Annotated in this window: 12 protein-coding genes; 6 read left to right on the forward strand and 6 right to left on the reverse strand. The window is 67.3% G+C overall.

Annotation, left to right across the window (positions count from 1 at the left end; all coding sequences use genetic code 11):
• Positions 1–281: 281 nt before the first annotated feature.
• The 5 genes from AC2IR1_RS06380 (at position 282) to AC2IR1_RS06400 (ending at position 7305) form a co-directional block, all read left to right on the forward strand.
• On the forward strand, positions 282–1208 hold the full coding sequence (locus AC2IR1_RS06380) for a carbohydrate ABC transporter permease (RefSeq protein ID WP_486475447.1): 927 nt from the start codon (positions 282–284) through the stop codon (positions 1206–1208).
• A gap of 5 nt (positions 1209–1213) precedes the next feature.
• Positions 1214–2356, forward strand: coding sequence for an ABC transporter ATP-binding protein (locus tag AC2IR1_RS06385; protein ID WP_486475448.1), 1143 nt, complete (start codon positions 1214–1216; stop codon positions 2354–2356).
• A gap of 50 nt (positions 2357–2406) precedes the next feature.
• The gene (locus tag AC2IR1_RS06390; protein WP_486475449.1) at positions 2407–3648 is read left to right on the forward strand and encodes an ABC transporter substrate-binding protein; all 1242 of its coding nucleotides are present in this window, start codon (positions 2407–2409) and stop codon (positions 3646–3648) included.
• A gap of 137 nt (positions 3649–3785) precedes the next feature.
• Entirely contained in the window at positions 3786–4727 is a 942-nt protein-coding gene (locus AC2IR1_RS06395; protein ID WP_486475450.1) for a carbohydrate ABC transporter permease, read from the forward strand.
• Between the two features lie 73 nt (positions 4728–4800).
• Positions 4801–7305: a beta-glucosidase H gene (locus AC2IR1_RS06400; RefSeq protein ID WP_486475451.1), complete on the forward strand. Its 2505-nt coding sequence runs from the start codon at positions 4801–4803 to the stop codon at positions 7303–7305.
• 83 nt (positions 7306–7388) lie between these two features.
• Here AC2IR1_RS06400 and AC2IR1_RS06405 read toward each other — a convergent pair whose 3' ends face one another.
• From AC2IR1_RS06405 to AC2IR1_RS06430, 6 genes are all read right to left on the reverse strand, one after another.
• Positions 7389–8624, reverse strand: a complete 1236-nt coding sequence (locus AC2IR1_RS06405; RefSeq protein ID WP_486475452.1) for a YbfB/YjiJ family MFS transporter — start codon at positions 8622–8624, stop codon at positions 7389–7391.
• Between the two features lie 24 nt (positions 8625–8648).
• Entirely contained in the window at positions 8649–9122 is a 474-nt protein-coding gene (locus AC2IR1_RS06410) for a DUF2938 family protein (RefSeq protein WP_486475453.1), read from the reverse strand.
• Positions 9123–9253: 131 nt separating this feature from the next.
• Complete coding sequence (locus AC2IR1_RS06415; RefSeq protein ID WP_486475454.1) at positions 9254–10165, reverse strand: choline/ethanolamine kinase family protein; 912 nt, start codon at positions 10163–10165, stop codon at positions 9254–9256.
• A gap of 2 nt (positions 10166–10167) precedes the next feature.
• Entirely contained in the window at positions 10168–11112 is a 945-nt protein-coding gene (locus AC2IR1_RS06420) for a phosphotransferase (RefSeq protein WP_486475455.1), read from the reverse strand.
• Positions 11113–11114: 2 nt separating this feature from the next.
• Positions 11115–12506, reverse strand: a complete 1392-nt coding sequence (locus AC2IR1_RS06425; RefSeq protein ID WP_486475456.1) for an amidase family protein — start codon at positions 12504–12506, stop codon at positions 11115–11117.
• A gap of 185 nt (positions 12507–12691) precedes the next feature.
• On the reverse strand, positions 12692–13483 hold the full coding sequence (locus AC2IR1_RS06430; RefSeq protein ID WP_486475457.1) for an inositol monophosphatase family protein: 792 nt from the start codon (positions 13481–13483) through the stop codon (positions 12692–12694).
• 260 nt (positions 13484–13743) lie between these two features.
• Between AC2IR1_RS06430 and AC2IR1_RS06435 the strand changes: the two genes are divergently transcribed.
• Positions 13744–14532, forward strand: coding sequence for a DeoR/GlpR family DNA-binding transcription regulator (locus AC2IR1_RS06435; protein ID WP_486475458.1), 789 nt, complete (start codon positions 13744–13746; stop codon positions 14530–14532).
• Positions 14533–14668 lie beyond the last annotated feature (136 nt).

Here is a 14668-nt window from a genome sequence, read left to right on the forward strand (position 1 = left end):
CAGGATGCGCGAAATCACATGGAAAATATGGGTCTTGTGGTGGTCTTGAGCTGCTTTTCTCGGCCTTGGGCGCCCCTGGGTGACCGGCGGACGGCTACTCGCCTCTCGCGGGAATTGCGATCTTTGAGCCCAAAATAACACACATGTGCACGGATTCTGCTCATATTCTTGGCGGAAGTGTGTAAATGTGTGGGAAATATCGGTTTGGTATTAGCGCTAACATGCCTGGGCGAGGCAGGGTCGGGTCACAAACGCCGCAGTGACCGAGGAAGCGCGCAGAGATGACCAGCCTATCGCCCGCAAAGACGACAGCCCGATCCGGACGCAGCGGGATCAGTCCGGCCAGCACAAATTTGGCCAGTACCAATTTGGCCCGCATAGGTCTGTGGGCCTTCATTGTCGTGACGGTCCTGTTCTTCGCGGCGCCGCTCTACGTCATGATCGTCACCTCGCTGAAGACCATGGACGAGGTGCGCGGAAGTTCCATTTTCGCCCTGCCGATGGCCCCGACGACCGAGGCCTGGAAATTTGCCTGGAGCGAGGCCTGTACGGGTCTGAACTGCGATGGCCTGTCGAGCGGGTTCTGGAGCTCTGTCCGGATCACCCTGCCCAGCGTGATCCTTTCGGTCGCCCTTGGTGCCGTGACCGGCTACGCAATCTCCTTCTGGAAGCCGCGCGGGGCCGAACTCCTCTTCGGTCTGCTGATGATCGGGGCCTTCATCCCCTATCAGCTCTTCATCTATCCGCTGGCCTTCACCTTCGCCAAGACGGGGCTGGCCAACACCCTTGCGGCGGTGGTCATGGTGCATGTCTTCTTCGGCCTGCCCATCGTGACCCTGATCTTCCGCAACTACTACGCGGGTCTGCCCGCGGAACTGGTGAAGGCGGCACAGATCGACGGCGCGGGGTTCTGGCGGATCTTCGGGTCGATCATCTTGCCGCTGTCGACACCGATCATGGTCGTGGCCGTCATCCTGCAGACGACGAACGTCTGGAACGATTTCCTCTTCGGCCTGATCTTCGGCGGCACCAACAATTCCCCGATGACCGTGCAGCTGAACGCGCTGGTCAGCACGCAGTTCGGCGAGAAGCCCTACAACGTGCACATGGCGGCAACGATCCTGACCGCCATCGTTCCCCTCGCAATCTACCTCGCCTCCGGCCGCTGGTTCGTCCGCGGCATCGCGGCCGGCGCCGTCAAAGGATGATCCCCATGCAGACCGAAATCGCCCCCACCGCCTCCCTCGCCACGCCAGAGGAGAGCCCCTCGGTCGAGGTGCGGGACCTGACCGTCAGCTATGGCCATTTCAACGTCCTGGACGGGCTGAGCCTGGATATCCGCCAGGGCGAATTCCTGGTGCTGCTGGGGTCGTCGGGCTGCGGCAAGTCCACGCTGCTGAACGCCATCGCGGGCCTGCAGGAAACGGCTGCCGGGACCATCGCGATTTCCGGGCGGGACGTGACCTTTACCCCGCCCAAGGACCGCGGCATCGGCATGGTGTTCCAGTCCTACGCGCTCTACCCGCAGATGACGGTGGCGCAGAACATGGGGTTCGGCCTGAAGGTGCGGAAGATGAAACCGGCCGAGGTTGCGGCCCGGGTCGATCGCGCGGCGGAGATCCTGCAGATCACCCACCTGCTGAAGCGCAAGCCGGCGGACCTGTCCGGCGGGCAGCGGCAGCGGGTCGCCATCGGCAGGGCGCTGGTGCGGGACGTGGATGTCTTCCTCTTCGACGAACCGCTGTCGAACCTGGATGCCCAGCTGCGCACCGACCTGCGGGTCGAACTGAAGAAGCTGCACCAGTCCCTCGGCAACACGATGATCTACGTCACCCATGACCAGGTGGAGGCGATGACCCTGGCCGACCGGATCGCGGTGATGAAGGACGGGGTGATCCAGCAGCTGGCCAGCCCGGAAGAGGTCTATCGCCGCCCGGCCAACATGTTCGTCGCGGGATTCATCGGCTCGCCCAAGATGAACTTCTTCGAAGGCAGCCTGCAGGCCGCGCCGGGTGCCGCCCGGTTCGAGGGCGAAGGGCTCAGCCTTCTGGTTCCGGGGCTTGCCGCGCCCACGCAGGGGCGGGCGGTCCTGGGGTTGCGTCCCGAAAGCCTCACCCTTCTGGCAGCTGACGCGCCGGCCATGGATGCGGAACTGACCGGGACGGTCGACCTGGTGGAGGCGCTCGGGCCGGAAACCATCGTCTGGCTGCGGGTCGGCGGCACGACGCTGTCGCTGCGCTGCGATCCCCGGCTGGCGCCCGATCAGGGCGCGATGGTGCGGGCGCGGATCTCCCTCGACGAGGTCAGCCTCTTCGATGCCGAAACCGGGCAGCGCCTGCCGGCAGGCGAGCTCTGACATCTGACGATCTCCGAAATTTCCCTCTCCCCTCTCACAAGGATATCTACATGACCTCTCCCGTTCTTCGTTCGATCCTGCCCGGCGCCGTGCTGGCCGCTGTCCTGGGCAGCGCCGCGGCCGCCGAAGGCCCCGTTGCCGATGTCATGCACTGGTGGAACGCCGGGTCCGAAGCGGCCGGCGTCAAGGTGATGGCCGAGGCCTATGATGCCGCGGGCGGCACCTGGGAAGACCGCCCCGTGCCGGGGATGGAGGCCGCCATGGCAACGGGCATCAGCGCCGTGGTCAGCGGCACCGCGCCCGCCGCGATGCAGTTCAACATCAACCGCCAGCTGAAGGAGCTGGCCGAGGCGGGCGTGCTGACCGACGTCACCCCCTATGCCGAACGCGACGGCTGGATCGACCAGGTGCCGCAGTCGCTGCTGAACTCCATCAGCGTGGATGGCAAGATCTTTGCCCTGCCGGTGGTCGTCCAGAACTACACGACGGTCTGGACGGTGAAGGACACCTTCGAAAAGGCCGGCGTCGCCTATCCCACCACCTGGGAAGAGTTCATGGCCAGCCTCGACGCCTTCGAGGCGGCGGGCATCATCCCCGTCGCCAAGAGCGGCGAACCCTGGAGCGAGATGCTCTACGTGCAGGCGATCATGCTGTTCAGCGGCCACCGCGACATGTTCGACGCGGTCTTCACCAACGGGGACCTCGACCTGATCGGCAGCGATGAATTCCTCGATGTGGCCCGCACCATCCGAGAGGTGACCGACCATACCGACGCCGGCGCCACCAGCCGCAGCTGGAACCAGGCCGACGATCTGCTGGTGCAGGGCAAGGCGGCCTATACCTTCATGGGCGACTGGGCCAAGGGCAGCTTCACCGGCGCGGGCCTGACCCCCGGAGAGGATTTTACCTGCGAACTGGGCATCGGCGAAAACCAGTTCTTCGTTCTGATCGGCGATACCTTCGTCTTGCCCAAGAATGACAAGAAGACCGATGCGCAGTCGCTGTTTGCCAAGGTGGTGATGGATGCGCCGACCCAGGTGGCCTTCACCAATGCCCGTGGCGGCAAGTCTCCGCGCCTGGACGCGGTGCCGACGCAAAGCGATGGCTGCACCGACTACCAGCAGCAGTTCGCGGCAGGTGGCGGGACCCAGCTGATGAACACCTCGGCAGAGATGTCGGGCGACCGCTTCGGCGCGGTGAACGATGCGGTGTCGCAGTTCCTGAACACGCCGTCGATGCCGGCGCAGACCTTCCAGCAGATGCTGATCCAGGCGATCTCCTCCACCGAATGATCGGGGGCTGAACGGATCCGGCGCGCTGTCCTCCTCCGTGCGCCGGATCCGGCCCTTCCGATGACCCCCGGGCCGTCGCTCCCTTCTGGCCCGGGGGCTTTTCTTGCCCCTTCCTCCGCCCGCATGACGAGGTGCCCATGTCCGCCGTTCCGACCGCTTCCTCCGCCTCCCAGGTCCCCGGGGCCGCCCGGCCCGCCCCTTCGGGGCGCCGCAGCCGGCGATCCGTCGCGGCGGGTGTCTCCCTGACCCCGGCCTGGGCCATCGTGCTGGCGATCTACATCGGGACGACGATCTGGACGGTCTACATGTCCCTGACCTCGTCCAAGCTGCTGCCGGTGAACGACTTTGCCGGGCTGGACCAGTATCGTCGCCTGTTCACCACCCCGCGCTGGATGCAGTCGATGGAAAACCTGGTGCTCTTCGGGGTGATCTTCATCCTGACGGCACTGGTGCTGGGATTCCTGCTGGCCGTGGCGCTGGATCAGAAGATCCGGGCAGAGGGGATCATCCGGACGATCTACCTCTATCCCTACGCGCTGTCCTTCATCGTGACCGGCGTGGTCTGGAAATGGATGCTGGATCCGACCCTGGGCATCCAGAAGACCATGCATGACCTCGGCTGGGAAAGCTTCCGTCTGGACTGGGTGGTGGACATGAACATGGCGATCTACGCGCTGATCCTCGCCGCCGTCTGGCAGGCGACCGGGCTGGTGATGGCGCTGATGCTGGCGGGGCTGCGTGGCGTGGACGAGGACCTGTGGAAGGCCATTCGCATCGACGGCATCCCGGTCTGGCGTGCCTACCTGTCGATCATCCTGCCCATCATGCGGCCCATCGTCATCACCTCTGCGGTGCTGCTGGGGGTGGCCGTGGTGAAGGCCTATGACCTGGTGGTGGCCCTGACGGGCGGCGGCCCGGGATATGCCACTGACATGCCCGCGAAATTCATCATGGATTTCCTCTTCCAGCGCGCCAACATCGGGCTGGCATCCGCCGGTGCGACGATCGTCCTCCTGATCTCCATTGCCGCGATCCTGCCCTGGATCTACGTCACCTACATCCGCAAGCCGCGCGGCTGAGCGCGGTCCCGTTCCTTTCGGCCCGGTGCCACCATCGCGGTGGTGCCGGCCGGATGATGCGAAGAAAGTACCCATGACCCTTCCTCCCGACGTTTCCCGCCCCGACGCTTCCCGCGATCTTGATGCGCTGCTGGACCAGATGACGCTGGAAGAGCAGGTATCGCTGCTGGCCGGTGCCGACTTCTGGACCACGGTGCCGATCCCGAGGCTCGGCATTCCGGCGATCAAGATGTCCGACGGCCCGAACGGCGCGCGTGGGGCCGGCAACCTGGTTGACGGCACCGCGGCTGCGGCCTTTCCCGTGGGGGTCTGCCTTGGCGCGGGCTGGGACCCGGCCGCGGCAGAGGACATGGGCCGGGCACTGGCCGTTCAGGCGCGGTCCAAGGGCGCGCGGGTGCTGCTGGCGCCGACGGTGAACATTCACCGAAGCGGCCTGAACGGGCGTAACTTCGAATGCTACTCGGAAGATCCACAGCTGAGCGCGGCGCTGGCCACGGGTTATGTCCGCGGGGTGCAATCGGGCGGCGTGGCCGCAACGGTGAAGCATTTCGCCGCCAATGATTCCGAGATCGAGCGGCAGACCATGTCGTCGGACGTAGATGAACGGACGCTGCGCGAAATCTACCTGCCGCCTTTCGAGGCCGCGGTGAAGGAGGCCGGGGCCATGGCGATCATGACCGGCTACAACCGCGTCAACGGCAGCTACGCCAGCGAACATCCCTGGTTGCTGCAGCAGGTGCTGCGGGACGAATGGGGCTTCGACGGGCTGGTCATGTCCGACTGGTTCGGCACCCACACCTGCGAGGCGACGGTCAACGCCGGCCTGGACCTGGAGATGCCGGGCCCGCAGCGTTATCGCGGTGCCGCGCTGGTCGCTGCGGTCGAAGAGGGCCGCGTCGCGCCGGAGACCGTCCGCGCCTCCGCCCGGCGCGTACTGCATCTGATCGACCGGGTCGGCGGTTTCGAGGATGGCGCCCCCGGCGCCGAGATGGCGCTGGATCGTCCGGTGGACCGTGACCTGATCCGTCGCCTGGGGGCAGAAGGCATGGTTCTGCTGAAGAACGACGGCCTGCTGCCCATGGATGCGGGCGCCGTGACCTCCATCGCGGCGATCGGGCCCAATGCGGCGCAGGCGCAGATCATGGGCGGCGGCTCCGCCCAGATCAACGCGCTCCACCGGGTCAGCCCGCTGGAGGGCCTGACCGCCGCCCTGGGCGAAGGCGCCTCTGTCCTGCATGCGCCCGGCTGCGACAATACCCGCCTGGTGCCGGTCCTCGCCGCGCCGATGAAGGTCAGCTTCTACGCGGGCACCGATTGGCAGGGCCGCCCGGTGCTGGTGCAGGATGGCGCCGTCAGCAGCTTCTTCTGGTTCGACCTGCCCAGTGACGAGATCGACCCCAACGCCTTCTCCACCCGGGTGGAGGCGGATTTCACCCCGCAGGAGGATGGCGAACACCTCTTCGGGCTGACCAATGCCGGCCTTGCGCGGCTCTACGTCGATGGCATCCTGGTGGTGGATTCCTGGGACGACTGGACCCCGGGCGACAATTTCTTCGGCCTGGGCAACAGCGAACGCCGGGCGCGCTTCCACCTGCAGGCCGGGCGTCGCTACCGGATCACTGTCGACTACCGGACCCCGATGGAAGGCGTCGAAGGGATCGACGTGCGCGCCCTGCAGTTCGGGATCACCCGCCCCCTGGGCGAGGCGGCCATCGCGGAGGCCGTGGCCCGCGCGGCAGAGGTGGAGGTGCCCGTGCTCTTCGTCGGACGTAGCGGGGAGTGGGACACCGAGGGGCTGGACCTGCCCGACATGGTGCTGCCCGGCCGCCAGGATGAGCTGATCCAGCGGGTCGCGGCCGCGAACCCGCGCACCGTGGTCGTGCTGCAGACCGGCGGCCCGGTCGAAATGCCCTGGCTGGACGAGGTCGCGGCGGTGCTGCAGGCCTGGTACCCCGGGCAGGAGGCCGGTCACGCCATCGCCGATGTGCTCTTTGGCCGGCAGACGCCCAACGGGCGCCTTCCCCAGACCTTCCCGATGCAGATGTGGGACATGCCGGTCTGGTCGGACAGCGCCGGCACCTATCCCGGAGAGGCCGGTCATGTGCACTACCACGAGGGGCTCTTCGTCGGTTACCGGCACTTCGATCGCGCCGCGGCGCCGCTGCCGGCCTTCCCCTTCGGCTTCGGCCTTGCCTACACCAGCTTCGACTGGGGCGCGCCCGTGCTGTCGTCCGACCGGATCGGGCAGGCCGGGGTGGAGGTCTCGTTGCAGGTCACCAACACCGGGAAACGTTCCGGGGCAGAGGTCGTCCAGCTCTACGTTCGGGCACCCGAACGTCAGGTGGAAGGACCCGCAAAGGCGCTTGGATCCTTTGCCAAGCTGCACCTGGCCCCCGGGCAGACGGGAACGGCGCAGCTGATGGTTCGCCCGCGCGACCTTGCCTGGTTCGATCCCGAGGCAGGCGCCTTCCGCGCCGAGGCCGGGCGCTACCAGCTGATCCTGGCGCGCAATGCGGCGACCACCGAAAGCCTGGTGGAGGTCGTGTTGGAGCAGGACTGGATCGAGACGCAGGGCTGAGTCGAGACGCAGGGCTGGGCCGTCAGGGCCTCATCGCGAAAGGGGCGCCCGGCGGGCGCCCCTTTTCCTTGCGTCGGGTTGGATCAGGGGTAGCGCCTGCGCAGCCCGACGTAGATCGCGGCCGACAGCAGCAGCATCGCACTGGCGATCCGCAGCGACAGGTTGAAGCCGAAGTTCGGGTCGTCGACATGGGCCATGATCACCTGCACCAGGGGCGGGCCGAAGATCTGGCCGATGGCGAAGGCGCCGGTCAGCAGGCCGATGAACTGGGCCGGGCGGTGGGGTTGCAGGCGGGCGGCCTCGTCCATGGCAAGGAAGTTGAGCGCGGTGAACGGCAATCCGGCGATGATCGCGCCCAGGATGAAGCCGCCCATGCTGGGCCAGACCGTGGACAGGCCCACGCCCGTGGCCTGCATCACGTGGCAGATGATCAGCAGGGCGCGGGTTTCCAGGCGGCCGTGGATCCGCGTCACCAGAAGGGAGCCCGCAGCGGCCGCCAGCCCGTAGATCGGCCAGAAGAGGTCCAGCCAGACAGAGGGCGGCAGGGCATTGCGGGCGATCACCGGAAGGTAGGTCGCGGTGATGATGTAGCCGAAACCGCAAAGCCCGTAGGCCAGGGTGAAGAACGACAGTTGCGCATCGGGCAGGCCGGGGCGCCAGCGGGCGCCTTGGGCCTCCGGGCGTACCGTCGGGGCGGGGCGATCCTCGGTGCCGGGATCGACGGTACGCCAGATCAGCGCCAGAAGGAGCGCGGCGGTCAGGGCGAAGCCGCCCCAGGCCGCCACCCAGTCCAGTCGGGCAGAGATCATGACGGTGGCCACGACGCCGGAAACCGCGATGCCCAGGCCGACCCCGGTGAACATGGCAGAGCCGAGGGCCGTGCTGCCGCGCCGCTTCATCGCGCCAAGGCACCAGCGGGAGGCATGGACCAGCGCGACCGCGCTGACGACCCCCGACAGGAACCGCAAGATGAGCCAGAGTGCGGGCGCATGCAGCATCATCGCGGCGGTCAGCAGCACGGTGGCCAGCAGCCCCCAGCGGACCAGGCGGGCGCTGGACCAGTGGTTGGGGATCAGCACGCAGCCAAGCGCGCCCACCAGGTAACCCAGGTAGTTGGAGGAGGCGAGCGTGCTGCCATAGGCCAGGTCCAGCGCATCCTCCGAAATCATCAGCGGCAGGATGGAGGTATAGGCAAAGCGTCCGATCCCCATCGCGATGGCCAGGCTGACCGCGCCGGCCGCAACGATGGGAAGGCCGCTGGCAGGGCCGCTGGTGGGGGCAGGGCTGCGCCCGGTTTCATCTGCGGTGGTACAGGTCATCTCGGGTCCGGAGATCGGGAAAGGTCAGAGCGGCAGCGACGCAAGCCAGAGGCCGACGCCGAAGGACATATGCGCCGAAAGGGTCTTCAGCGCGCCACGCCAGGGTTTCGCCGCCCGGTGTCCGAAGATCCCGCCGCCCATGGCAGGTTTCATGAAAAGCATCGGCGCCGCAAGGGTGACAAGGCCGAAAACCAGCGCATTGCAGAGCGTCGGCGTGAGGCCTGCCAGCAAGAGGACAGCAACATAAAGCAGCCCGTAGCCCGCCCCGACAACGTAATGCACGCCCCAGCCGATGGCGTTTTCCCGGGGCAGGGGCGCGCGGGTGCCCAGCTCATGGTCGATGATCCGGCCTTCGCGAAACCCCAGGACCCAGCGACCGACGCTGCTCCAGTTCGGGGACTTGCCCTCGGTCCATTTCAGGAAGGCCCATTGCCACAGGTCCGATACGAGAGTGGCGCCGATCCCGAGGATCAGCGCCTGAGAGAGGAAATTCAGCATTTGCCTTGGTCTCCTTGCGACCGGTGCAGTGGCGGGCGAGGCAGGACCCCGCCCGGAGGAAAGCTCAGCACGGGGCCGGCATGTGGCCGGCCCGCGGACCCTCGGCCTTGGGGGCCTCGGGCCCGGGCTGCTCAAACATGGGCCAGCGCCCAGTCCCACTCGGGGGAGGCCATCTGCCGCCGGGCGCGTTGCAGCAACAGCCGGGAATACTTGGCGAAGTCGAACCCGATGGGGGAGGTCATGCTTTGATGCACCGCCCAGAGGCCCCAGCGGACGGCAAGCACCCCGATGTAGAGGTAGCTGCGCGCCAGGACATCCTGCCGGGCCTGACCTTCGTACATTTCCAGGATCGAGGCGAGCCCGCGCGTGTCGTCGAAGAAGCTTTCGAAGGCGAACATGGCCACGTCCCAGTAGGGGTCGTTGTTGGCCGCGTACTCCCAGTCGATCAGCTTGATCTCCCGGGCCTCGTTGCGCATGAAGTTGGAGATGTAGGCATCGTTGTAGCAGCCCGTCAGCTCGATACCCGCGGCCTCGATCGCCGACTTGGCGCGGCGGCCCTGCCAGACCAGCTGTTCGATGTCGCGCGGCACCAGGGGGGATTTGCCCACGACCTTGCCCACGAAGTCTTCGAACTGGGACAGGCCGGTGTTGTCGCGCGACAGCTTCAGGCCCGAATGCATGTCCTTGTAGGCGGACATGATGTTGGCGCGGATCCGGTCGTCCTGCGCGTCGATGATATCGCAGCTGTCGTAGCCCAGCAGGAACTCGTGCACCTCGATGCCAAGCGCATCGTCATGGAACAGGACCGCCGGGCCCACGTTCTTTTCGGCTGCGAACATGGCGGCGGCCAGCGCCGTCTGCCGGTCGATGAACTGTTCCGTCCCGGGGCCGTGCAGCTTGACGAAGAAGGTCTCCCCGCTGGTTTCATCGACCAGGCGCCAGTTGATGTTGGTGATCCCGCCGTTGATGCGGAAACTCTTCAACTGCCGGCCCTCGAACAGGGGAACCCGGGTGATCGCGGTGTCGATATCGGTCATGTCCATGGTCATACCTCCAGCAGCAGCCGCGCCATGTCGAAGCTCGACAGGTGCAGGCGGAACCGGATCAGCCGGTTCGCGGCGTATTTGTAAAGCTCCGGCCCCCGGCGTTCGGGCATCGTTTCCCCGATCAGCGCCCAGAGGGCCCAGCAGGCATCCTCCAGCATGCCGAGAAGTTTCAGCCGCGCCAGCTCGGCGGTCGAGGCAGGCTGCCCGGTGTAAAGGCTGATCAGCCGCGCGCGATCCTCGTCATCGACACAGGCTTCGAGCGCGAGCGCGGCAAGATCGCCGAACGGGTCGCCCATGGCGGCGCGGTCGAAATCCAGCAGCCGGATCTGCCCGTCGGGGCCCAGCATCACGTTGGAGGCGACAAGTTCACCGTGCAGCGGTGCCTGGTCCGCCCCGGCGGCCTCCAGCACGCCCGCGATCCGTTCGACCCATTGTGTCAGGCCCGGCAGATCCATCCGCAGGGTCGCCGGAAGCACCGGGATTGCGTGCTCCGCCGCGGTGGCCAGATAGGCGCGATAAAGGGGCAGGGGCGCCGTGGCGGCCTGCAAGGGTCCCGCCTGGTGCCAGCGTTTCAGCGTGGCCAGCAGGGTGGAAAGGGTCTCCTCCGGCTGCAGGTCCGCAACGGAGGCCATGCGCCAATCGGTGCCCAGCCGGTCGAAGAGCAGGGTCCCGGTTTCGGCATCGGCGGCCTGCAGGGCCGGCGCGATCCCAAGGGCGCCGGCGGCGGCGGCGGCGCGGGCTGCCCCATCGAAGGTGAAGGGGGCAAGGGCGCCGGTCAAGAAGGTCTTGGCGATCAGCGCGCGCCCTTCGGCCTCGATCGGGCTGATCCGCCCGTCGAGCCCCATGTGCATCGGCATCGCCACGGCGGGCAGCGGATCGCCCAGGCTCGCCCCGGGGGCAAGAAGGGCCAGGCCGGCGGCCTGGCGGTCTGCGGTGGTCGTCATGGTCAGCCCTCCGTCACGTGGGTTGTGGGGGCCAGGTCGGGAAAGGCCGGCAACGGCTGGCGCGCCGCCTCGTAGGCCAGGCCCGCCCGCAGCAGCGTCACGTCCTGCCCCACTGATCCGATCAGTTGCAGCCCGACTGGAGAGGTCCCGGCAAAGCCGCAGGGCAGGGTGACGCCCGGCTGGCCCGACTGGTTCAGCAGCGCGGTGAAGCCGACGTGGTCATGCGGGTTCACGGGATCCGCGCCCACGGCCTCGGCGGGGTAGTTCGCCCAGGGCATCGTGGGGGCCAGCAGGAAGTCGAATTCAGCGGTGGCCCGGGCCAGGTTCAGCTGGGCTTTCTCGATCGTCGACAGGGCCTTGCCGAACTGCAGGGCGGACATCGCCGCACCCTTGTCGGCAGAGCTGGTCAGGATGTCCAGCATCTGCCCCTGACGGTCCGCAGGCAGGCCCGCGCGCTCCCCCGCGGCCTTGACGCAGAAGTAGTCGTGCAGGGCGCGCACGAAGGGGAAGCCGACCGGATCTCCGATCTCCACCACCTCGGCGCCCAGGCTGCGGAAGACCTCTGCGGCCTGCCGGATCAGGGCGGCGACCTCCGGAGCGACGGCGGGGCTGTCCCCGATGGACAGCATCAGGCCGATCCGCTTGCCCGCCATGGGCAGCGGGGTCAGCGTCGCGGGGATCTCTGCGCCCGGTTCGAAGGCACGCGGATCGGGCTGGCCCAGGATGGACATCATCAGCACGGCATCGGCCATGGTCCGGGTGATCGGGCCTGCGACCCGGTCCCGGCTGTAGGGCAGGTGGGGGATGACGCCCGCGGTGGGTTTCAGCGTGGCCAGGCCACAGTGGCTGGCCGGAAGCCGGACGGATCCGCCCACGTCGCTGCCCATCGAAATCGGCGCCAGGCCCGCGGCAACCGCCGCCCCCGACCCGGCGGAAGATCCGCCCGTGTTCAGCGACAGGTCCCAGGGATTGCGCGTTACGCCATGGGCAGAGCTGACGCCGGCGCCAAGAAAGCCCATGTCAGGCATCGTCGACTTGGCGAAGATGATCGCACCGGCCTCCCGCAGCCGGGCCACGGGCGGGCAGTCGGCGCTGTCGGGGGCGGCATCGGCGCGCGCGGCCAGGCCCCGTTTCATCTGCATGCCGGCCACGGCGAAGCTGTCCTTGATCACGCAGGGCACACCGTCCAGCGGGCCCATTGGCGCGCCCTCGGCCCAGCGGGCGGCGCTCTCGCGGGCGGTGGTCATGGCGCCCTCGGCGTCGATCTCGTAAAGCGCGTTGATCTTCGGGTTCACCGTGGCGCTGCGGTCCAGCAGGGCCTGCATCACCTCGACGGGTGTGAAGGTGCCGTCACGATATCCCTGCAGCAGTTCGGTGGCGGAAAGGGTCCACATGGTTCCAACCTCTCTTGGGTCCTGTCACCGGGTGCCGGGGCACCCGTCGTCTGCCTGGCGCCATCGCCCGCGCGATGCGGTGCTCCGCCCCAGCCTAGCGGCAGGCCCGGGCGGGCGGAATGCCCTCCGGGCCTCCGTTCAGCCGGCGGCGCCTTTCGGGCCTCCGGCACGATGGTCCTGCCTGCTCAGGCGATGGCGGCTTCGCGGATGCCGGCCAGCAGGGCCAGCATTTCGGCATGCAGTTCGGGGCTGGCCGAGGCCAGGACCTCGCCCTTGGAATCCAATGTCAGCGGGTTGCCGGACCAGTCGGTGATCACGCCGCCCGCCCCTTCGACAACCTGGACAACCGGCAGGTAGTCATAGGGTTGCTGGGCGATTTCCAGCACCAGGTCGCAATGGCCGGACGCCAGAAGCCCGTAGTTGTAGCAATCGCCCCCAAGCCGCAGCAGGTGCGTGGCCTCTGCCATGGCATCGAAGGCGGCCATGGCCGGCCCCTGGAACAGCAGCGGGTCGGTGGTATAGGCGCGCGCCTCTGCCAGGGTGGTGCATCCGCTGGTGCGGCAGGGCACACCGTTGTGCAGCGTCGGCGTGCCCGCAACGCCCTGCCAGCGTTCGCCCAGCACCGGCATGTCGATCTGGCCCAGCCAGGGGGTGCCGTTCTTCAGCAGCGCCATCAGGTTGCCGAACAGCGGGTGCCCGGTGACGAAGGACTTGGTGCCGTCGATGGGATCCACGACCCAGATCATGTCGGACCCGAGGTTCACCGGGGCCTGTTCCTCCCCGAAGATGCCGTGGTCGGGGAAGCGTTCGGCGATGCGGCTGCGCAGGTAGGCCTCGATTTCCCGGTCGGCGATCGTCACGGGGGAGCTGTCGGCCTTGTCATCCACCTGGAGGGCGCTGCGGAAGTAGCGGGCCGCGATCTTGCGCGCCTCGTCGGCAACATCGGCTGCAAATTCCTGCTCGGGTATCTTCGTCATCTTCGTTTTCCATGCATGGGGCGGCTTGGCGGTGGCAAATGCCTCCGATTTCCTCCCAGATTCAACACAAACACACAAAATGCAAGAAATATGCGCGGCATAATTGGGGTTTTCGGCGCAAAAAGGCAAATAAATGCACAATTGCAACTCGCCGGACATGGCTGAGGAAAAAGGTGGCATCCGCCGTGTCCCGGGCGCCCCGCGGTGTGGACTTGCGAGGCTATTCGCGGCATGAGGGTACGGTCTGGGTGGAGGTAGGCATGTGGTCTCATGAACGACAGGCGATGATCCTCACGCGGCTGGGCCGCGAGGGGAAGGTTGCCACGAACGACCTGGCTGGCGAGTTCGACGTCTCCCGCGAGACGATCCGCCGGGATCTTCTGGAAATGGAGGGCACGGGCCTGCTGCGGCGGGTGCATGGCGGGGCGGTGCCGGGTGCGGGGCCGCAGCCGGAGCCGGAGTTCGCCGCACGGCAGGAGCAGTTCGCGCCGCAGAAGGAGGCCATCGGCCGGCGCGCCTGCGAGCTGATCCCGTTGGGGGCCACCTGCTTCATCGATGCGGGGACGACGACCACTGCCTTTGCGCGGGTCCTGGCGGCCCGGGGGCAGGTGCGTGTCATCACCAATTCCTTCGAAGTGGCCCGGATCATGGCGGGCGGGGAGCAGTGCGACACGCTCATGCTGGGGGGCGTGCCCCATGCGGATGTGCCCGCCACCTATGGCGAGATGACCCTGGCGGAGATCGACAGGTTCCGCGTGGACTTCGCCGTGATTTCCCCCGTGGGCGTGCACCGGGAGCAGGGCATTGCGGACTACGAGCTGCACGAGGCGGAAGTGGCGCGGAAGATGATCCGCAACGCCCGCAGCAGCATCGTTTTGTGCCATTCCGCGAAACTGGATACCGAAAGCCGCGTGTCCATCTGCCCGCTGGACGAGGTGGAGCACCTGGTCACGGATGCCGGCGGGGCGACCTTCGACCTTCCCCGCGGGGAAGTTCATTACGCGCCGGTAATTCCCGTACACGTAGCAGAAGAGAGCCTCGCGGGCTGACCCTTGCCGGACCTGTCATGACGGGACCCCTCAGGGCGGGATCTGTCTGGGCGGATCCAGTCATTGACGGATGGAGCAGATGAGAAAGGGCCGGCGCGATGGCGCCAGCCCTTTTTCGGTCCCGCTTGTCTGGTCC

The sequence above is a fragment of the Pseudooceanicola sp. NS-SX8 genome (genome assembly GCF_057380755.1).